The sequence below is a fragment of the Halovivax ruber XH-70 genome, assembly GCF_000328525.1.
GTDB classification, from domain to species: Archaea; Halobacteriota; Halobacteria; order Halobacteriales; family Natrialbaceae; genus Halovivax; species Halovivax ruber.
In genome coordinates this window covers 100317-119775 of sequence record NC_019964.1, presented here as the reverse complement: position 1 = coordinate 119775, position 19459 = coordinate 100317, and the positions used below count along the sequence as shown (strand labels likewise).

18 protein-coding genes and 1 other RNA gene are annotated in these 19459 nt (G+C 64.3%); 13 read left to right on the top strand and 6 right to left on the bottom strand.

Annotated features, from left to right (window positions below):
* Nucleotides 1–21: 21 nt before the first annotated feature.
* Nucleotides 22–594 (bottom strand): cysteine hydrolase family protein, encoded by a 573-nt coding sequence (locus HALRU_RS00580; RefSeq protein WP_015299476.1) that lies wholly within the window; start codon nt 592–594, stop codon nt 22–24.
* Between the two features lie 195 nt (nt 595–789).
* Here HALRU_RS00580 and HALRU_RS00575 point away from each other — a divergent pair, with 195 nt between their 5' ends.
* On the top strand, nt 790–2457 hold the full coding sequence (locus HALRU_RS00575) for an Hvo_1808 family surface protein (RefSeq protein WP_148680371.1): 1668 nt from the start codon (nt 790–792) through the stop codon (nt 2455–2457).
* A gap of 65 nt (nt 2458–2522) precedes the next feature.
* Entirely contained in the window at nt 2523–3683 is a 1161-nt protein-coding gene (locus tag HALRU_RS00570) for a nicotinate phosphoribosyltransferase (RefSeq protein WP_015299474.1), read from the top strand.
* A gap of 101 nt (nt 3684–3784) precedes the next feature.
* On the opposite strand, the gene HALRU_RS00565 is transcribed toward HALRU_RS00570, so the two are convergent.
* The gene (locus HALRU_RS00565; protein WP_007701501.1) at nt 3785–4387 is read right to left on the bottom strand and encodes a TIGR00296 family protein; all 603 of its coding nucleotides are present in this window, start codon (nt 4385–4387) and stop codon (nt 3785–3787) included.
* Nucleotides 4388–4713: 326 nt separating this feature from the next.
* On the opposite strand from HALRU_RS00565, the gene rnpB reads away from it, so the two are divergent.
* The 5 genes from rnpB (at nt 4714) to HALRU_RS00540 (ending at nt 10359) form a co-directional block, all read left to right on the top strand.
* Nucleotides 4714–5161, top strand: an RNA gene (gene rnpB, locus HALRU_RS00560) — RNase P RNA component.
* Between the two features lie 106 nt (nt 5162–5267).
* Nucleotides 5268–6089, top strand: a complete 822-nt coding sequence (locus HALRU_RS00555) for a molybdopterin synthase (protein ID WP_015299473.1) — start codon at nt 5268–5270, stop codon at nt 6087–6089.
* 369 nt (nt 6090–6458) lie between these two features.
* A complete protein-coding gene (locus HALRU_RS00550; protein ID WP_015299472.1) occupies nt 6459–8294 on the top strand; it encodes a NosD domain-containing protein in 1836 nt (611 codons plus the stop codon).
* Between the two features lie 493 nt (nt 8295–8787).
* Nucleotides 8788–9033 (top strand): DUF7123 family protein, encoded by a 246-nt coding sequence (locus HALRU_RS00545; RefSeq protein WP_015299471.1) that lies wholly within the window; start codon nt 8788–8790, stop codon nt 9031–9033.
* Nucleotides 9034–9240: 207 nt separating this feature from the next.
* Nucleotides 9241–10359, top strand: a complete 1119-nt coding sequence (locus HALRU_RS00540) for a site-2 protease family protein (RefSeq protein ID WP_015299470.1) — start codon at nt 9241–9243, stop codon at nt 10357–10359.
* A gap of 32 nt (nt 10360–10391) precedes the next feature.
* Here the strand turns inward: HALRU_RS00540 and thiL are convergent, their stop codons facing one another.
* Nucleotides 10392–11306 (bottom strand): thiamine-phosphate kinase, encoded by a 915-nt coding sequence (gene thiL / locus HALRU_RS00535; RefSeq protein WP_015299469.1) that lies wholly within the window; start codon nt 11304–11306, stop codon nt 10392–10394.
* Nucleotides 11307–11408: 102 nt separating this feature from the next.
* On the opposite strand from thiL, the gene HALRU_RS00530 reads away from it, so the two are divergent.
* The 4 genes from HALRU_RS00530 (at nt 11409) to HALRU_RS00515 (ending at nt 13215) form a co-directional block, all read left to right on the top strand.
* The gene (locus HALRU_RS00530) at nt 11409–11864 is read left to right on the top strand and encodes a 30S ribosomal protein S19e (protein WP_148680370.1); all 456 of its coding nucleotides are present in this window, start codon (nt 11409–11411) and stop codon (nt 11862–11864) included.
* A 100-nt stretch (nt 11865–11964) separates the two neighbouring features.
* Nucleotides 11965–12312 (top strand): DNA-binding protein, encoded by a 348-nt coding sequence (locus HALRU_RS00525; protein ID WP_015299467.1) that lies wholly within the window; start codon nt 11965–11967, stop codon nt 12310–12312.
* Nucleotides 12312–12905: a DUF7411 family protein gene (locus HALRU_RS00520; protein ID WP_015299466.1), complete on the top strand. Its 594-nt coding sequence runs from the start codon at nt 12312–12314 to the stop codon at nt 12903–12905. Before HALRU_RS00525 ends, HALRU_RS00520 begins: the two co-directional genes overlap by 1 nt.
* 106 nt (nt 12906–13011) lie before the next feature.
* A complete protein-coding gene (locus HALRU_RS00515; protein ID WP_015299465.1) occupies nt 13012–13215 on the top strand; it encodes a hypothetical protein in 204 nt (67 codons plus the stop codon).
* A 108-nt stretch (nt 13216–13323) separates the two neighbouring features.
* Here HALRU_RS00515 and HALRU_RS00510 read toward each other — a convergent pair whose 3' ends face one another.
* On the bottom strand, nt 13324–14358 hold the full coding sequence (locus tag HALRU_RS00510) for a sensor histidine kinase (protein ID WP_015299464.1): 1035 nt from the start codon (nt 14356–14358) through the stop codon (nt 13324–13326).
* Between the two features lie 332 nt (nt 14359–14690).
* On the opposite strand from HALRU_RS00510, the gene hisS reads away from it, so the two are divergent.
* The gene (hisS, locus tag HALRU_RS00505; RefSeq protein ID WP_015299463.1) at nt 14691–16013 is read left to right on the top strand and encodes a histidine--tRNA ligase; all 1323 of its coding nucleotides are present in this window, start codon (nt 14691–14693) and stop codon (nt 16011–16013) included.
* Nucleotides 16014–16281: 268 nt separating this feature from the next.
* On the opposite strand, the gene HALRU_RS00500 is transcribed toward hisS, so the two are convergent.
* Together HALRU_RS00500 and HALRU_RS00495 are read right to left on the bottom strand one after the other, a co-directional pair.
* On the bottom strand, nt 16282–17292 hold the full coding sequence (locus HALRU_RS00500) for a hypothetical protein (RefSeq protein WP_015299461.1): 1011 nt from the start codon (nt 17290–17292) through the stop codon (nt 16282–16284).
* Between the two features lie 265 nt (nt 17293–17557).
* Nucleotides 17558–17746: a hypothetical protein gene (locus HALRU_RS00495; RefSeq protein ID WP_015299460.1), complete on the bottom strand. Its 189-nt coding sequence runs from the start codon at nt 17744–17746 to the stop codon at nt 17558–17560.
* A gap of 208 nt (nt 17747–17954) precedes the next feature.
* Between HALRU_RS00495 and HALRU_RS00490 the strand changes: the two genes are divergently transcribed.
* Nucleotides 17955–19388 carry a sulfatase-like hydrolase/transferase gene (locus HALRU_RS00490; RefSeq protein ID WP_015299459.1) on the top strand — a complete coding sequence of 478 codons (1434 nt, stop codon included), beginning with the start codon at nt 17955–17957 and terminating at the stop codon, nt 19386–19388.
* Nucleotides 19389–19459: the final 71 nt, after the last annotated feature.

The following is a 19459-nucleotide window of genomic DNA, read 5'->3' as shown; positions in this document are numbered from 1 at the left end:
CCCAGTATCGAAGCCGCGACCTCAGGCGAACGAGAACTCGTCGCTCCCGTGGACCTCCCCGAAGAGCCACTCGGCGTGCTCGAGGGCGTACTCGTGGTGTTCGTCCTCGATCGCGCCGATGCAGTCCGCGAGGAGGATCGGTCGGAAGTCTCGCAGGCCGGCGCTCCCCGCCGTGTGGAGCACGCAGACGTTCGCGAGCGTGCCACAGAAGAGCAGGTCACGGATGCCGCGAGCCGCGAGCCAGCTCTCGAGTTCGGTCCGCTGGAAGGCGTCGTAGGTGTGCTTCTCGACGACGTGATCCACCCGATCGGTCGGGAGGTCGTCGACGAACTCGGCACCCCAGGAGCCTTCGACGACGTGCTCGCCCCACTGATCGAACTCGTCGTAGTAGTGCGCATCGTCGAACTGTTCGGGCGGGTGGAGGTCCCGGGTGAAGACGACCGACGCGCCTGCGTCCGCCGCTCGCTCGACGAGCGAGGCGATCGGTTCGATCACGTCGGCGCTGCCCGGCGCGTAGAGTGCGCCGTCGGGGTGGGCGAAGTCGTTCTGCATGTCGACGACGATCACCGCCGTCTCGTCCGGTTCGAGTTCCATACGCGCGTGTAGGCGTGTCCACTCAATGACTGTTACGTCTACGCATTCCCTCGCCGCCATCTAAACGGTCTGGCACTCCCTGCTCGGCTGGCCGGTCGTCTAGCGATCTGTCGATCGACCGAGATTCTTAAGCCGACGCCGACAGAACCGTGTGTATCGATACCGATGTTCCCGACACGCACTCGTGTTTTCGTCGTGCTTCTCGCCGTCATGCTGGTCGTCCCGCTTGCAGTGGGGCCGGCCGCCGGGGCCGGGGCCACGGCGGTGACCGACGAGTCGCCGGCCACCAGTCCTGACGGGCTCCAGCCCGCCGCCAGCGAGACGGCCGCGCCGGCGACACCACCGATCGCCGCACAGACCGACGACCGACCGGAAAATCCTACGACGAGTGAGACGATCGGCTACGTCGACGGCTACTGGTACGACGACTCCCTCCCCGTCGACGACCGCGACGGCGCCCACGTTCCCGAGGACGAACTCCAGGCGGTCGTCTACCGATCGATGGCGCGCGTCGAGACGATTCGCGAGCGGACGTTCGAGACGACACCCGACGTCGACGTCATCACCCGCGAGGAGTTCCAGAACGACACCGGCGCCCTCTTCGGGAACATCACCGAACGCGACGAACTGCTCGAGAACGTCCGCTACGAGGCGCTCTTCATGGTCGATCGAGAGCGCGACGCCGTCGAAGCCTACAAGGAGCTCTACGGGGGCTCCGTCGCGGGCTACTACGAGCCGAGCACCGACCAGATCGTCCTCGTTTCGAACGATCTCGAGTCGGTCGAAGTGAACGAAAACACGCTCGCACACGAGCTCGTCCACGCGCTGCAGGACCAGCTCTTCGGCCTCGAAGACTTCGACCGGTCGACGACGAACAAAGACGCAGCCGTCAACGGCCTGGTCGAAGGCGATGCCTCCTTCGTCGATCAACAGTACGCGGAACGCTGTCAGGCCGAGTGGACCTGCCTCGTGCCGGAGACGGACCAGCCGGATCAGGATGGGATCTCCTGGGGGCAGTATTTCTCCATGTTCATGCCCTACGACGAGGGGCCCGACTTCGTCGAGCACGTCTACGACGAGGGCGGCTGGGCGGCCGTCGATGCACGATACGAGGACGATATCCCGGCGAGCGCCTCGGAGATCATCCACCCGGGCACCGACCGCGAACCGATCGACTTCGATATCGAGGATCGGTCGACCGAGAAGTGGTCACCACTCGCGATCAACGACACGGTCTCCCGCCTGACGATGGGCGAAGGGACGATCGTCTCGATGTTCGCCGACGGGACGGTCACCGGCGAACCGTCGGTGCTCTCCTCGAACGAATTCCTCACGTATAGCGGTGACATCCAGTACGACCAGCCGATCTCGGACGGCTGGGCTGGCGGGGAGCTGGTCGTCTACACGACCGACGCCGAGACCGTCGAGGAGAGCGGCTTCGTCTGGCAAACCGAGTGGACGGACGCGGACGACGCCAGCGAGTTCCGTGACGGCTACCTCGATCTGCTCTCGCTTCACGACGCCGAACCCGTCGACGGGGTCCAGAACACGCTCCGGATCGAGGAAGCATATCCCGGCTCCTACGCCATCGAGCAGGACGGCTCCACCGTGACGATCGTCCGCGCCCCCTCGACCGCGGAGCTCTCGGAGATCCGCGAGGGGACGGCACCCGACGGCTCGCACACGATCGACCACAACATCTTCGGTGGCGAGGGGTCCGAATCCAGTGACGGCGAAAGCGAATCGGGTGACGACAGCGCAGCGGGCGGGGGTGACGCCGGGGGCGATCCGATTCCCGGGTTCGGCGTCCTGGCTGCCGTGATCGGAACGCTCCTCGCCGTCGCAGTCCGCCACCGACGGTAGCTCACGGACGAACGGCGCCAGCGGCGGACGAATACGCTTTATTGCCCGCGCGAGAACGGTCCGCTATGACGACACCGTTCGGCACGATTCCAGCCGACGCGATCGCGGATGGGCGTGCCACGGACGCGTACTTCCGCCGGATGGACGAGGCGCTCGCGCACGCGGGGAAGAACCCCCACGTCGTCGCGGAGGTAACGGCCGACCAGTTCCCGACGGGCTCGTTCGAGGTGTTCACCGGCGTCGCCGAGGTCGCGCGGCTCTTCGAGGAGCGCGCGGTCGACGTCGACGCGCTGGCCGACGGCCAGCTCTTCGACGGTGGACCAGTCATGCGGATCGAGGGTGACTACCGCGCGTTCGCCGAACTGGAGACGTCGCTGCTGGGCTTGCTCTCCCAGCCGAGTGCGTTCGCGACGGCCGCCCTGGAGTGTCGACGAGCCGCCCCGGAGTCGACCGTCCTCTCGTTCGGCGCCCGCCACGTCCACCCCGCGCTGGCGTCGGTCGTCGAACGCGCCGCCCTCGTGGCCGGCCTCGACGGCTTCTCGCACGTCGCTGCGGGCGACCTGCTCGACCGCGAAGCGAGCGGGACGATGCCCCACGCGCTCATGTTCTGCTTCGGCGAAGGGAACCAGGCCGACGCCTGGCGGGCGTTCGACGAGGCCGTCCCCGAACGCGTCCCGCGAATCGCCCTGACGGACACCTTCTGGGACGAGGTCGCGGAGACGCTGCTCGCAGCCGAGACACTCGGCGAGGACCTGGACGGCGTCCGCCTCGACACGACCGGCTCCCGGCGCGGCGACTTCCGCCACATCGTCCGCGAGGTCCGCTGGGAACTCGACGCCCGCGGCCGCGAGGACGTCGACCTCTTCCTCTCGGGCGGCCTCGGCCCCACCCAGCTCCGCGAACTGCGCGACGTCGCCGACGGCTTCGGCGTCGGGAGCGCGATCACGAACGCCGATCCGCTCGACTTCAGCCTCGACATCGTTGCAATCGACGGCGAACCCGTCTCCAAGCGCGGGAAGCTCTCCGGCGTGAAGGAGGTCTACCGGACGCCGGATGGCGGCCATCACGTCGCACTCGCCGATGGCGACGGGCCGGACGAGGGCGAGTCACTCCTCGAACCGCTCGTCCGCGACGGCGAGGTCGTGCGGGAGGCAACGCTGGACGAGGCCACCGATCGGTGTCTGACCGACGCCGAGGCTGTCAAGTTCGGCGATGGGGACGCATAGAACGCAACACTCGCACTCGGAGGGGTCGTTGGCACTCCCCGTAGTTCGGATCAAGTAGGTACCAGCGGTGCAGCCAGAAACAGCGGCGTATTCGGGTCGAACTACAGTTCTTCGATCGTGCCGTCGGATGCGCGCTCGCGGAAGACGTGTCCCTCGAAGAGTGTGACGGCGACGTCGTCGTCCTGCCAGGCGGTCGGCGGGAGGCCGGCCTTGCGGCAGGTGCGGTCCAGATACTCGCGGTCGCTCCAGTCGTTCTCGACGGGGACGGTCGGGTAGAGCCAGCCGGACTGGCCGCGCCCCTCGATCGCGACACCGTGGGCCCCGAGGTCTATGTCGGCCAGCGGGTCGTCGGTCAGGATCACGTTCCGAACCACACAGACCGAGACCGTGAGATTGTCGAGTTCGGTCGGTGTGACCTCCGAGCCACAGGAGTTCTCGCTCGCGGCCCCGATCGCCGAATCGACGATGACGTGGCCGAGCTGGTCGTCGGTTCGGTAGCCACCGGCACAGCCACGGAGGCTACCGCGGCCCCGGGTCGACTCGAGGCGGACGAACGCGCCCGTTCGCTCGTAGAACGCCTCGCGCATGCTACCCGGATGTTCTCGTTGCCCGTGTCGGACGAACGCCTCGACGGCTTCGCGCGCGAGTTCGACCGCGCGAGCACCGTCCTCGTAGGAGAGTTCGACACCCTGTCCCTGGGACATACAAGAGTACATGGGGATTACCACCCAAAAGCGCTTCCATTCGAACGCCCCGTGACTGTGACGACCGCGAGACATAAATGTGGGCGATTCCTACCGTGAAACGGGTGAGAGAGCCCGGCTGCCGCGACGAGTGCCCCGGCAACAGGGCGCTCGACGACTCCGGATGCCCGGAGAACGGGGGTGGGTCGCCCAGAAGCCACGACTCATCCCTGCACCGTGACCACGCCCTGGTTAGCCAGCGTCGGTCACGCCAACAGCGCGACGATCGTCGCGTCGGTCGCACCACGCCGCGAGGCCTGGCGCGTCAGTAGCGGGCCCATCTCTCCGAGATGAGCTACACAGCCAACGTGGTCCATCCCGCCGGGACGGGCCACGCCTGCGAGGAAAGTCCCCCCACCTGCCGAACGGGTGACCGGACGCAAGTCCGGGGCGGGAGACCGCCGGCTCTGGAACAGAAACGACACGTCTCGGCCGGACCGATGAGGCGAGCGAACCCGACCGAAAGGAAGGGGAGTTGACCCGCCGAGGGAGGGCGATTCTCGGCAATCAGCCGAGAATCGCCGGAATGTGAGGCGGCACGAGCCGCCGAACGGCGCGGTTCGGAGTGTCGCAGACACGAGAACCGCGCTTCCGATGGCCGAGGATCGATGGAACGGCGAATCCTCACCGGTGCAAGTCCACGCCGCTGGTAGTTCGGCACGCCGCGGCATCGCCGCGGGCGGTGTGGACGCTTAGCCAAATGCCGGGCCGAACAGAAGGGGGCTTACTCCTCTCACCCAGTTTTTCCCAGTGAGCCACTGCCACGGCACCTTCGAAAGCGACGTGGACGGATACCACAGGCAACGACAGGTACAAACAGTGAGACGGCCTCCACAGACCTATGTACGTACTCGGCATCACCGGCGACGCGCCGACGGCCGTCCGCAGCCAGGCGGTCGATCGCGTCGCCGATCGACTCGGCCAGGCGGGTCGGGTCGGTGTCGTCCGGTACGACGCGACGATCGCGGACGGCGCAGCGAGCCGGCCGGAGCGCCAGGGCGGCGACGTCACGTACGAGCTCGGGGCCGACGGCGACTGGGCGGCGACGGGGACTGGCCTGTCCGTTCGAGATGCACTCGACGGGCTCGCGAACGACTGCGACTACGCGATCGTCGATGGCGTCGACCGACTCACCCAGCCACAGGTCGTGATCGGCGGCCCGGCCGAGGCCGTGGACGATCCGCTCGCCATCGTCGAGCACCCACGTGACCTCGACATCGAGGCCACCGTCGACGCACTCCACGAGTGTGAACCGTACGAGACGCTCGCTTCGCTCGTCGAGACGGTCACGGACGCCCCCGAGGCCGATCGAGCAGGGGCGATTGCGACCTTTACCGGGCGCGTGCGGGCGAAGGACGATCCCGACGACGTTCGAACGGAGTACCTAGCGTTCGAGAAGTACGACGGACTCGCCGACGAGCAACTGGCGGCGATCGAAACCGACCTCGCCGAGCGCGACGGCGTGTTCGCGGTCGAATGCCACCACCGAACGGGCGTCGTCCCGGCGGGCGAAGACATCGTGTTCGTCGTCGTCCTCGCCGGCCATCGGCAAGCGGCGTTTCGCACCGTCGAGGACGGCATCGACCGGCTCAAAGACGAGGTCGCGCTGTTCAAGAAAGAAGTTACCGTCGACGACGAGTACTGGGCGCACGAACGACCCTGAGGACACCAGAAAGGGACTGCGTCTCGCACGCGAGTGGTCAGCGAGCCGGATCCAGCCGGGTCTCGATCTCCCGGACGAATCGACCGAATCGTCGCTAATTTTCCCCGGTAATGGCGCCCAAACGGCCGGTACACCCCGGATACGGCCGAATGGCCACACCGACGAGGGTCGTAGGCGGGCCATTCACCCCGATATCGGCCGTAAGCCGCCCATTCTGCCCGCCGTACGTACGAGATACACGTTTCAACGTTGCTGACGATAATGAATCCGGTACGCTCCGTCACTCGCGTATTTACCGGTTCGTCGAATAGTCGGCTCTGTTATACCTACTGCGTAGCTATATAGTCAGTTACGGTTGCCTCAATCGTCATGTCAGACGATGACACCGGCGATTCGCGAATTGGCCGACGATGGTACCTTCGGAGCGCCGCTGCGACTGGCGCCGCCGCGCTCGGCACCGGCGCCGTGAGCGCAGGCGAAGACGAGGAGAAAGAGCACAAGAAAAAGAAGGGCGTCACGGTGATCGACCACTGCGGCTACGTCATCGACGAGCCCGGTCACTACGTCCTGAAAGACGATCTGGATTGGGACGACGACAACGGCAATAACGATAACGACGATAACAACAACGGCAACTGCGGCTGCGGTGGTCACCACGGTCACCACGGCGGTCATCACGACCACACGCACGCCTGCATCGAGATCCGTGCGAGTGACGTCACACTCGACGGCCAGGGCCACACGATATACTGCGACGAAGGTGTGAACGGGCCTATGGGCCCGTCCTCGATCGACGTCGACGCGTTCGACGACGATTCGTTCGATCTGGAGTCGCTCGACGATGGCTCACTCGAGGACGCGGTCGACCTCGAGTCGTTCACTGACGGCACACTCGGCGTGAACGGCGAGCGACCGCGCCCAGGGAGGTGGGGTCGAATCGGCGTCCTCGCTCGACCACACCACCACGGAAAGCACCACAAAGACGGCAAGAAGGACGGGAAAGACGATAGCAAGAAAGACGGCAAGAAGGGCAAGTCCAAGGACCGTCTCTCCAACGTGACGGTCAAGAACCTCAACGTGGAGGGATGCACCGTCGGGATCGCCTTCATGCACACGAAAGGCGGGACGATCTACGACAACCGGGTCGACGACGCGATCGCCGGGTACTACCTCTACCGGTCCGACAAGAGTAACCTGAAATCGAACGTCGCGTGTTACAACTGGCTCGGCTTCGTCCTCCACAAATCGAGCCGGAACACGCTCAAGTGGAACAACCCGGCCGACAATTACGGCATCGGGTTCCTGTTCGTGAAGGCGGATGGAAACGCGCTCGTCAAGAACCGGTCCTGGCGAAACGCCATCGGTACCCTCCTCTGGAAGTCCGACGAGAACACCATCAAGAAGAACGAGATGAACGACAACGACTACATCGGGTTGGCCCTCGTTCTGTCGAAGGGCAACGAGATCTCGCGCCTCGAGGCCCGGATGAACGGGTGGGACGGTGTCCACCTGCTCGGCTCGAAGAAAAACACGCTCTCGTACGTACTCGCCACGGAGAACGACGACGATGGCGTCCAGCTCACGTTGTCCCGCGGAAACGCTCTCAAGAAGATCCGCGCGAACGACAACGGCGACGATGGAGTCGACCTCGACGCCTCGAAGAAGAATATGATCGCGAAGGTCGAGGCGACCGGCAACGGCGCGGACGGGATCGACCTCGACTACTCGTACAAGAACACTGTCAAGAAATCCGAGGCTAGCGAGAACGACGACGACGGCATCGACCTCAACGATTCCAACAAGAACACGATCGTGGGGAACGTCGCGAACGACAACGGAGACGACGACAATGGCGACGACAGTGACGGCATCACCCTCGACAACTCCCACAAGAACAAGATCAAGAACAACACGGCCAACGACAACGACCGGGACGGTATCAACCTCCAGGAGTCGGACGGGAACACTGTGAAGGGCAACACTGCCAACGACAACGACGACGACGGCATCAACATCCTTAGTTCCGAAGGGAACGTCCTCTCGAAGAACACCGCCAACGACAACGGAAATCACGGATATCAGTTGGACAGTTCCACCGACACGCAGGGAACCGGCAACAGCGCCGATGGCAACGGCACTGCCCCAGTTGCTATCTTCGGCGGCAGCGGGAACGAGATCGAGGTTAACGGGCAAACCTACTCATAGGCGATAGCCCCCGAATCGCCGGTTTCCCCGCGACCTGCTGCGCACCCGCCGACTACCGAGATCGAGCGCCGTCAGCTGCCATACGCTTCTCCGATCTCCATTCTTACCGTTGTCATCAATTGGCACACCCGTGAGCACTACTACGGGCCCAGCGACCGGCCAAACCAGCAGTAATACGTGTTCGCCAGCCGGTTTCGCCCTGAGATTCCGTTCGTTCAACGGGCACCAGAGCACAGCCGCGAACGGCCCGAAAGTATTCAGGTATCGAGAAAACCCCAGTTTATTTGACTACTATCTATCTACACTACCGGCCGAAATGGCGCAGGCGGATAAAAGATAAGAAGCGGTTCTAAAACGTCTAAGCGTTTCTGAGGCACTCGTGAAAAGTCGGTGAAACGCCAGCTATTCGTTCATTACCAGCCAGTATCGTGAACGAACACGAAACGTGCCAAAGTAACCATCCTTTATAACAGGTCCCGGCCGGTTGGGTCAGATGACGATGAGCACGACTGCATCACCCTCCACCGACACCAAGCGTCGCCGCCTGAAGCAGTACCTGCGCGAACGAGCGGAAGATGGCGAGATGTACTTCAAAGGGAAGTTCATCGCCGACGACGTCGGGCTCTCCCCGAAAGAGATCGGCGCGCTCATGGTCTCTCTCGCGGACTCCGCGGACGACCTCGAAGTCGAGAAGTGGTCCTACACGAGCGCGACCACGTGGCGCGTCGAAGCCGCCTGATCGGATCGAAACCTCCCTCGGGTGCGTCGGCAGACGACGCCAACCCGGGTCCCCGCAACACCCTGCATTCTCACCCCGTTTTTCACTCACACCGAGAGACGCACCCCTACCGGCCGCGGCGAGCAACGATCGGCGAGGGTGAGCGCCGGCGATCGGTAACTGCGAGCCAACAGGCGATTTATCCGGACGGACGACCAAGTGCCGCCGATGGCAGCCGAGTCGCCGACCGACGGACCGCCGCTCGAAGCGATCGAGTCGGTGTTCGCCGTGACCGAAATCCACCGGTCAGCCGATAAACTGGTCTACGTCGGCCAGCCGCGCGTCTCGCCCGCCGCCGTGACGCAAGAGCTGTGGCCGACCTTCCACGACGCCGGGTACGAGCTCGAACTGCGCGGCGCCCGCGGGCGCACCGCGCTCGTCGCCGAACCCCAGTCGCTCGGCGTCGACGGGATTCCGTGGAAACACATCGGCCTGTTCGTCGCGACAGTGCTCTCGACGCTGTTCGCCGGGACGTTCTGGTACCACATCGACCCGTTCGCCGAGCCCGCGGCGCTCCTCCAGGCGTGGCCGTTCTCCGCGGCGATCCTGTTCGTCCTCGGCGTCCACGAGATGGGCCACTACGTCGCGAGTCGCTACCACCGCGTCCAGGCCTCGCTCCCGTACTTCATCCCGATTCCAACGCTGATCGGGACGCTGGGCGCCGTGATCAAGATGAACGGCCGGATGCCGAGCCGGAAAGCGCTGTTCGACATCGGCGTCGCGGGCCCACTCGCCGGACTCGTCGCCACGATCGGCGTGACGACCGTCGGACTGCACATGGAGCCGATCCACGCGCCCGCGGCGGTGGTCCAGAGCCCCGACGCCGTCCAGTTGCATCTGGGCTTCCCGCTCCTGCTAGAGGGGCTCGCCGCGCTCTTCGGCCAGCCGCTGTACCGGGGCGATCCGACGACGATGGTGAACCCGGTCGTCATCGGCGGCTGGGTCGGGATGTTCGTCACGCTCCTCAATCTCATCCCCGTCGGCCAGTTGGACGGCGGGCACATCCTCCGGGCGATGATCGGCCCCGATCAGGAGACCGTCGGCGCGCTCGTCCCCGCAGCCTTGCTCGGACTCGCCGGCTACCTCTACTTCCTCACCGATCACACCGGGCAGGCGGCCTCCGTCTGGATCCTCTGGGCTGTCCTGACGACGCTACTCGCGATCGCCGGTCCCGCGAAACCGTTCGTGGAGGAACGCCTCGACTCACGTCGACGAGTGCTGGGTGCGCTCACCTTCGGGCTGGGTGCGCTGTGTTTCACGCCCGTACCGATCGAGATCGTCGGGTAGCTCGGCGTCGGTTGTGATTCGGCGAAATGCGATCACGCCCCGTGATCGTACCCGGCGTCGGGAAGGGCCTGGCCGTCGATCGTCACGCCGGACTCGACGACCTCGCCGAGTACCGTCACGTCGACGGGGACCGCCGCTCGCACCGATTCGAGCGCGTCCGGAGCGACGGTGAAGACGAGTTCGAAGTCCTCACCGAACGTGAGGGCCGTCTCGAGAATTGCAGCGTCCGATTCGTCCGCGTAGGCGGCCGACACGGCGTCGTCGACCGGCACAGTGGCGGACTCGATGGCGAACCCGCAGTCCGAGGCGTCGGCGAGCTGGTGGAGCGATCGCGCCAGGCCGTCGCTCGAATCCATCATCGCGCTCGCGTGCGGGGCAAGCGCCACGCCGGCGTCGATCCGGGGGACGAAGCGGAACAGGTCGTTCGCCCGCTCGATCGCGCCCCGGTCGAACAGTTCGAGGGCGGCGGCGCTCCGACCGAGCGTGCCGGTGACACAGACGACATCGCCGGGACGGGCACCGCTGCGACGAACGGGGGGAGCAGTCTGCCTCTCGGCTGCGCCATCCGTTTCCGGGACGCGACCGAGGGCGGTCGTGGCGACCGTGAACTCCGCGTGGTGGTCGAGGTCGCCGCCGACGTACCGTGCACCGACACGCTCACAGACGTCCTGGGCGCCATCGACGAACGCGAGGAGGGCTTCGTCGTCGAACGTGGGCGCGGCGTAGACGGCGACGGCGGCCGTCGCCTCGGCACCCATCGCGGCCACGTCGGACAGCGAGGCGCCGACCGCCCGCCACCCGGCGGTGTACCGGGTCGTCCCCTCGGGGAAGTCCGTCGTCTCGTGGAGCATGTCCGTCGTCAGCACCTGGCCGTCGACGACGGCCGCGTCGTCGCCCGCGTGGGCGAGTTCGTCCCCCAGAAGGGTGAGTGCCGCGCGCTCGTCCATACGGGCGGCTTGGACGGCCCGTGAGAAAAGCGCCCCGACCACGACCGGGCGGCCCAGGCCGATACGATGGCCTTAAATGGCGCCGAGGGATACGCTCCTGCAATGGCTACGATGTACGACGTCCCGGCGGACGCCCTCATCGAGGCGGTCGCCGCGGACCTCGACGACGAACTGGACGAACCCGACTGGGCACCGTTCGCCAAGAGCGGTGTCAGTAACGAACTCCCCCCGGAACAGGAAGACTTCTGGGCCACCCGCGCGGCCAGCCTCCTGCGCAAGGTCGCCGACACCGGCCCCGTCGGTGTCGAGCGTCTCTCGACGGCCTACGGCGGCTCCAAGCGCGGCTCGACCCGCTACCGCGTCGCACCCGACAAGCGCGCCGACGGCTCGAAGAACCTCATCCGGACGATCCTCCAGCAGCTAGAGGACGCCGGCTACGTCGAGACCGCCGAGGGCGAGGGACGCCGCATCACCGCCGAGGGCCGCAGCCTCCTCGACGAGACTGCCGGCAACGTCCTCTCGGACCTCGATCGACCGGAACTCGAGCGCTACGCGTAAGTTTTCGTTCGAGTCACCCCAGCGGTTCGATCGCCGCAACGCGACGGGTTTCGAACAGGCTCCGTAATCATTTTCCCCGCCGCGACCCAACCGCACACGTATGAGCAACGCGGACGACGAGATCGACGAACTACGGCGCGAGCGCATGGAGGAGTTGAAAGAGCGGGCCGATTCACAGGGTGGCAACGCCGAGGCCCAGCAGGCCGCCCAGCAACAGGCCGAGGCCCAGAAGAAGGCCGTCCTGCGTCAGCACCTGACCGACGACGCCAGAAAGCGTCTGAACACGGTCAAGATGAGCAAAGAGCAGTTCGGCGAACAGGTCGAACGCCAGGTCGTGGCGCTGGCCCGGAGCGGGCGCATCCAGGGCAAGATCGACGACGAGAAGATGAAACAACTGCTGACCGAACTGAAGCCCGAGAAAAAGAGCTTCGACATCCGCCGACGCTAATGCAACTGGGACTGTTGTACAGCGGCGGCAAGGACTCGACGCTCGCGGCGTTGCTCCTCGAAAACTTCTACGACGTCACCCTGGCGACCGCACACTTCGGCATCACCGACGACTGGCAACACGCCGAACGCGCCGCCACCGAACTCGACCTGCCGTTCCGCCGGATCGAACTCGACGACGCGGTGGCTCACGACGCCGCCGAACGCATCCGCGAGGACGGCTTCCCCCGAAACGGCATCCAGCACGTCCACCAGGAAGCGCTGGAGGCGCTGGCAGCCGCCGACGACTTCGACGCCATCGCCGACGGCACCCGACGCGACGACCGCGTCCCGACGGTCTCGCGCGCCCAGGCACAGAGCCTCGAAGATCGCCACGACGTCGACTACGTCGCCCCGCTGTCGGGCTTCGGCCGCGGCGCGGTCGACCGCCTCGTCGACTCGACACTCGACGTCACCGTCGGCCCGAGCGAGGAGATCCCACGCGCGGACTACGAGGCCGAACTGCGGGCCGTGATCGCCGAGGAGAGCGGCCAGGAGGCCGTCGCCGAGTGCTTCCCGGATCACGACCAGACGCACGTAACCGGGCGGCGGTAGGGACCCTTCGCCTCTCGTCGGGGCATCACACCCATTCGAAGCGTATCGAGAAGGACGGGTACAGCCGAGGCAGAAGTGTAAATAGTTCAGCACACAACGGACACCCATGACCGATCCTCGGTGTCCAGCGTGTGCCGTCGAAATGGAACCGACGACCGTCACGACGGACGGAGCAGGGACCCTCTACGTCAAAACGGAGCGCGACGGCGGAATTCTCCAACGTCTCGGCCTCGGGGATTACGAACCGCTCGAGTCGTTTTGCTGCCCCGAGTGCGGACTGGTGCGGCAGTACGCCGAGCTCGACGACTAACCGGCGGCGCGTCGACCAGCGCCGACCGACAAAGTTGCACGGGGACAGTCTATCCCCCCGCACCCCTCCTACTGTTTTCGAGGATAAAGCGAACGTCGAACGAGTTTCTCAGAACTCGAACCGGGCGCCGCCCTCGTCGCTCTCGGTCACCGTCGGCTCCCAGCCGTGGGCTTCGGCGACGGCCTGAACGATGGCGAGCCCGAGCCCCGAACCGTCCTGGCTCGACGAGACGCCCTGCTGAAAGAGCGAGTCGCGCACGTCCTCGGGAATACCCGTGCCGTCGTCTTCGACGTAGAAGCCGGTTCGAAGCGGGCCGACGCGGACGGTGTCGGCCTCGCCGTGCTCGACGGCGTTGCGAAAGCAGTTCTCGAAGAGACTCTGGGCGCGCGATTCCTCGACGCGGAGCGTCCGATCGCCCTCGAGTTCGAGCGTGGCGTCGCCGGTATCGACGGCATCCCAGGCGGAGGCGGCGAGGTCGACCAGCGGGACGGGTTCGGGGTCGATCACCTCGGAGCCACTGCGGGCGACCGAGAGGCTGTCGTCGATGAGTTCGTCCATCCGGTCGAGACACTCGTCGACGACGTGGAGATGTTCGGCGTCGCCAGTCCGGAACGCCTCCTGCAGGCGTCCGTCGGCGACCGAGAGCGGGTTCCGGAGGTCGTGACTGACGACGGAAGCGAACTGGTCTAGGCGTTCGCGCTGGCGGCGGGCCTCGCGGACCGCGGCACGCTGGCGGATCTCGTACCAGCCGGCGACGCTCCCCGCGGCGACGCCGATGGTCCCCGAAAGCAGCGTCAGATACAGCGGGTTTCGCGGCCCGACACCCTCCATACTCAGTACCAGCAGGTGCAGGGCGGTCACGAGCGCCGCCGCGAGAAAGCCGCTGAGTCCCCAGGCGAAGACGGTCAATCGGTCTCTGGGAGCGACGTCCCGACTGACCAGATAGCGATCGGCGACCACGACCGCCGTCGCGGCTACCAGCGGGCCGACACTCTCGAGGATGGCCTGCGACGTGGTCTGCTCGACGACCGTCCGAACGGAGATAATCATCGCGAGAAAGAGCCCGAGTGCCGACAGCGGCGAGAAGGGCAATCGCTCGGCGACGGCTGCGACCCAGTCGTCTTCGTCGACCGCCGCGTTCACAAACTGTGTCTCGAACCGGGACTAAATGAATCTCCGGGCTGTGCTCACGCCCCGACCGTTCGAACCAATCGTGCCGAGTGACTGGAATTAGCGGCCCCGTCGCGGGAAAATGAGGAGTGGTGATTCGAACCGGTTGTTCGGCTGGGCGAGTCACGCCTCAGTGTCTCGCCTGTCGCCCGTCAGTCCACGGCTATTGTCTCGCTGATCGAACGCCCACTGCCTCGCCGGACGGTTCGCAGCCGTTGCCGCGGGTGCTCGACCATCGTTCGACGGGCAACCGAGGCCGGATCCGAGTGGACACATCAAAGTACGCCCCGCGCGAACGGGCCGCTATGTACGACCGCATCAAGGGCTTCCGCGATTTCTATCCGGAGGAGATGGGCGCCCGTCGGGAGACGATCGACACACTCGAAGGCACCGCCCGGCGCTACGGCTTCCGCGAGATCGGGACGCCGGCACTCGAACGCGCCGAAATCTGGACGGACAAGAGCGGTGACGACATCGTCGAGGAGCTGTACGCCTTCGAGGATCAGGGCGGCCGGCACGTCACGATGGTGCCGGAGCTCACGCCGACCGTCGCCCGGCTCGTCGTCGCGAAACAGCAGGCGCTCTCGAAGCCGATCAAGTGGTTCTCGACGCGGCCCTTCTGGCGCTACGAGCAGGTCCAGCAGGGCCGCCAGCGCGAGTTCTACCAGACGAACGTCGACATCTTCGGCTCCAGCGAACCGGAAGCCGACGCCGAGATCCTCGCCTGGGCGGCCGACGCGCTTACGAGTCTCGGCCTCACCGGCGAACACTTCGACTTCCGGATCTCTCACCGCGACATCCTCGGCGGGCTCTTCGAAGAGTACGCCGCAGAAACGGCAGGGGACGCAGCCGACGACATCGACGTCGAGGCCGGCATCCGCGCGGTCGACAAGTCCGAGAAGGTCGACCGTGCCGAGTACCTGAGGCTGCTGGAAAACGCCGGTCTCACGGGCGACCAGGCCGAGGAGTTCGCTTCGCTGATCGAACGAAACGACCTCGACGCCGTCCTCGCCCACACCGACGCAGAGCGGGTGACCGAGGCCGTCTCGAACCTTCAGAACGTCCTCGCCGCGGCGGAGGACTTCGGCGCTCGCGAGTACTGTACCGTCTCGCTGGACACAGCCCGCGGCCTCGACTACTACACCGGCGTCGTCTTCGAGTGCTTCGACTCGACCGGCGAGGTCTCCCGTTCCATCTTCGGCGGCGGCCGTTACGACGACCTGATCGAGTCCTACGGCGGCCAACCAACGCCCGCGGTCGGCGTCGCGCCCGGCTACGCCACGCTCTCGTTGCTCTGTCAGCGCGCGGGCGTCTGGCCCGACGAAGAACTCGCGACCGAATACTACGTCCTGCAGGTCGGCGACACCCGCCCCACGGCTTCCCGGATCACCCGCGAGCTGCGGGCAGCCGGCCACGTCGTCGAGAGCGACGTCGCCGGGCGGTCCTTTGGCGCCCAGATGAACTACGCGGACTCGATCAACGCCGAGACGGTCGTCATCGTCGGCGAACAGGACCTCGCAAACGACGAGGTGACGATCAAGGATATGGGTAGCGGCGACCAGGTCACCGCGCCCGTCGACGACTTCCCCGGCGAGCGCGAGCGGCCGAGCATCGACGACTTCGAGTGAGGCTGCCGAACGGAAGGCGTTCGGAGATGGTTCATACCAATAGGAGATAGAAGGCTCACGTGCGGCCGTCAGTTTGGTGGCGCAGATGTTTCCACAACGGCCAGAAACAAGCGAGCGCGATAAGGATAAATGCGATGAGAAGTATTACCGAATTGAATCCACCTTCTCCCTGAATGAGTAATGCTGTTTGGCTCACCGCTGCAATACCAGAGACAACGAAGAGTAGCATAAGTCGGCGCGGAGTTAGACCAGCAATTTGGGGCATGGATTAGACATAGCCGTGCGTTTCGAGACAATCCATAGCTCCACCAGGCCCAACACAGGCGATTCCAGAAAGTAGCCAATCGCAAAACAGGTACACGCAGCCGATACAGAGAACAGCACCAACACCTGTAGGACTGGATGCACAGACTGGAACACATCTTCCACAGCCAAATATACTCACACCGATTGCGGAGATACAACCAATAATTGGGTTACCACAATCACCCGCTACTGCACCTAAATCACCAAACAAGTCTGTGACATCGTCAACAATTCCTTGTGTAGTGATACGCTCAACTGAGACATCATCCGCTGAGATATGAAGCGAAGATACGGGTACTGATTCAGTACTACAATTCGAAACGCCAGCGTTCACATGATATGTTTTGAGCTCAGTATCCTGAATGGCCTCCAAGCCTATCTGGGATTTATTGGTTCGAAGGCCCTCATTTAGTTCTGGCGGACGCTGGACGACATCGACTCGAAACCCGCTTATATTTGACCCCGTATATACTGAAGTATCGTCGGATTCATTCACAGGAATCTGTGACAATATGGGCGATTTTTCCTCATCCGTAGCCGTTCGTATGAAGATAGTGTCGTTATCTAGGCCGATAAGCCACGCATCTACAGAGGAGGGGATTTTCCTGTATTTTTCTGATCTAATATTTCTATAGTTAGATCCAGAAAACTCAAATCCGGCACTTGTTTCGCCGCCAAAGTCACCAAAATACAACGTTCCAAAGTCAATTTCAATTCTCGTTGCAGAATATGTAGTTGATTCAGTGACCTTTAGTTCGGTCTTTTCGGCTTTTTCTGGCAGTGAATCAAGTTTTAATTCGGAAAGGATCGATTGAACTTCAGGTGCCGCCCGCAAACGCTCAAATTCGTCACTATCGGCAGATTCCCAAGTAATAGATGTTGGTGCGAATCCGAAAGCACCAGCACCGGCAGCCCCTTTCTTTAACATATCCCTTCTGTTCATCTCACTGCGACCTTTGTATTCATCCGCCATAATACAGATTGGATTTTGACAGTGTATAATATTTTTGATTTGGTTAGAAATTATATAATTTGGGTGGAGGAATGTATGGGTGGTTTTTCGATATTATCCAACCTCAATCCAAGATCAGAATTTACCATTCCCATTTGAAGGAAGCATATTCATTGGATTTTGATATTGCAAGAATGATGGGGCACGTGGTGCGTTTCACCAACCCAGGTAAGCAAAAATCACTCCACCGATTCTTGTTTTTGTAGCGTTCAGATAAAACAGCAATTCACTGGCCTGCAACATCGATGCCGCCGTCACCGATTTGGTTTTCGTCCAATATCACTTCGTCCGTCTCGATCGGCGTGTGACCCGTCTCGACGTGGTGGTCGATCATCGCACGGTTCAGGTCGGATCGAGTCGTCTCCGATCCCGTCTCACGGGACCAGTCACAGACGGCACAGTAGGCAGTAGTCACGGCTTACCACCCCATAGCGATCCGAAGGCGGTCAGTCGAGGGGTGTACTGGGACAGGCATTTTAGCCGAGCAATCTGACCGAGCCATCCTAATCCTTCCGCCCGCAGTGGACGTCGATCGAGGCTGCCAGATTCGAACGGTTCGATCGCGACGGCCCGCAGTTCGCTCGCACCCCACCATTATCACCGCCGTCGGTGTACGCCGCCTGATGGCCGACGCGCCGCCGAACATCCTGCTCGCGCTCACCGACCAGGAGCGCTACGACGTCTCCGCGCCCGAGGGACCGCCCGTCGAGACGCCCGCGATGGACCGCCTCGCCGCGGCGGGAATGCGCTTTACGAACGCGACGACACCGACGAGCATCTGTACGAGTGCACGGGCCTCGCTGCTCACCGGCCAGTTTCCCCACGGCCACGGGATGCTGAACAACCACCACGAGGGCGACGCGATCCGGTCGAATCTGGATCCCGAGATCCCGACCTTCTCCCAGCAACTCGCGGAGGCGGGATACGCCCTCACCTACACCGGGAAGTGGCACGTCGGGCACGAGGCGACGCCCGAGAAATTCGGCTTCGCCTACCGCGGCGGGAGTGACGACCACCACGACGACGCGCTGGACGACGCCTTCGCACGCTACCGCGAGGAACGCGGCCTCCCGTTGGGTGAGATCGAGTTCTCGGACGCGATCTACACCGCCGGCGAGGACGGCACGCTCGTCGCGGCGACGACACCGGTCCCCGTCGAGGCGACGCGAGCACACTTTCTCGCCGACCGAACGATCGAGGCGATCGGCGCTCATTCCGACGCCGGCCGGCCGTTCTTCCACCGGGCGGATTTCTACGGCCCGCACCACCCGTACGTGATCCCGGAGCCCTACGCCTCGATGTACGACCCCGCCGACGTCTCCCTGCCGGCGAGTTACGCCGAGACGTTCGACGGGAAACCCCGCGCACACGAGCAGTTCCTCGGCTACCGCGGCGTCGCGGACTTCGACCGGGAGACCTGGCGCGAGGTGCTTGCAAAGTACTGGGGGTTCGTCTCGCTCATCGACGACGAGTTCGGTCGCGTCATAGACGCACTCGACGATCACGGACTCGCCGACGACACCGTCGTCGTCCACGCGGCAGATCACGGCGACTTCGTCGGCGGGCACCGCCAGTTCAACAAGGGCCCGCTGATGTACGACGACACCTACCGGATCCCGCTGCAGGTGCGCTGGCCCGGCGAGATCGAGCCGGGGACGACCTGCGAGGCCCCCGTCCACGTACACGACCTCGCGGCGACGTTCTGCGAACTCGCCGACGTCCCTGTCCCCGAATCGTTCCACGCCCGAAGTCTCGTCCCGCTACTCTCCGGCCGGCGACCGCACGCCTGGCCCGACTCCACCTTCGGCCAGTACTCCGGCGAGGAGTTCGGCCTCTACACCCAGCGACTGGTCCGCACGGAGCGGTACACGTTCGTCTACAACGGCCCCGACGTGAACGAACTCTACGACCGCGAGGCCGACCCGGCCCAGCTCCAGAACCTGATCGATCACCCGGACTACGCCGACGTCCGCGGCGAACTGGCCGACCGGCTCGTCGCCTGGATGGACGCGACCGACGACCCGTACCGCAAGTGGGTGCCGAAGACGTTCTCGTAGCGGTTCGAGACATCGGCCCAGCCGCGTTCTCGGAGTGACTCGCACAGCCGCCCCCTCAGCACCCCTCGCCA

Bases quoted from the DNA above. Each gene is read 5' to 3' on its own strand.
- HALRU_RS00570 (WP_015299474.1), top strand. From the start codon at position 2,523: ATGACGACACCGTTCGGCACGATTCCAGCCGACGCGATCGCGGATGGG.
- HALRU_RS00565 (WP_007701501.1), bottom strand. From the start codon at position 4,387: ATGTCCCAGGGACAGGGTGTCGAACTCTCCTACGAGGACGGTGCTCGC.
- HALRU_RS00545 (WP_015299471.1), top strand. From the start codon at position 8,788: ATGACGATGAGCACGACTGCATCACCCTCCACCGACACCAAGCGTCGC.
- HALRU_RS00530 (WP_148680370.1), top strand. From the start codon at position 11,409: ATGGCTACGATGTACGACGTCCCGGCGGACGCCCTCATCGAGGCGGTC.
- HALRU_RS00555 (WP_015299473.1), top strand. From the start codon at position 5,268: ATGTACGTACTCGGCATCACCGGCGACGCGCCGACGGCCGTCCGCAGC.
- HALRU_RS00500 (WP_015299461.1), bottom strand. From the start codon at position 17,292: ATGGCGGATGAATACAAAGGTCGCAGTGAGATGAACAGAAGGGATATG.
- HALRU_RS00550 (WP_015299472.1), top strand. From the start codon at position 6,459: ATGTCAGACGATGACACCGGCGATTCGCGAATTGGCCGACGATGGTAC.
- hisS (WP_015299463.1), top strand. From the start codon at position 14,691: ATGTACGACCGCATCAAGGGCTTCCGCGATTTCTATCCGGAGGAGATG.
- thiL (WP_015299469.1), bottom strand. From the start codon at position 11,306: ATGGACGAGCGCGCGGCACTCACCCTTCTGGGGGACGAACTCGCCCAC.
- HALRU_RS00490 (WP_015299459.1), top strand. From the start codon at position 17,955: ATGGCCGACGCGCCGCCGAACATCCTGCTCGCGCTCACCGACCAGGAG.
- HALRU_RS00580 (WP_015299476.1), bottom strand. From the start codon at position 594: ATGGAACTCGAACCGGACGAGACGGCGGTGATCGTCGTCGACATGCAG.
- HALRU_RS00540 (WP_015299470.1), top strand. From the start codon at position 9,241: ATGGCAGCCGAGTCGCCGACCGACGGACCGCCGCTCGAAGCGATCGAG.
- HALRU_RS00525 (WP_015299467.1), top strand. From the start codon at position 11,965: ATGAGCAACGCGGACGACGAGATCGACGAACTACGGCGCGAGCGCATG.
- HALRU_RS00520 (WP_015299466.1), top strand. From the start codon at position 12,312: ATGCAACTGGGACTGTTGTACAGCGGCGGCAAGGACTCGACGCTCGCG.
- HALRU_RS00515 (WP_015299465.1), top strand. From the start codon at position 13,012: ATGACCGATCCTCGGTGTCCAGCGTGTGCCGTCGAAATGGAACCGACG.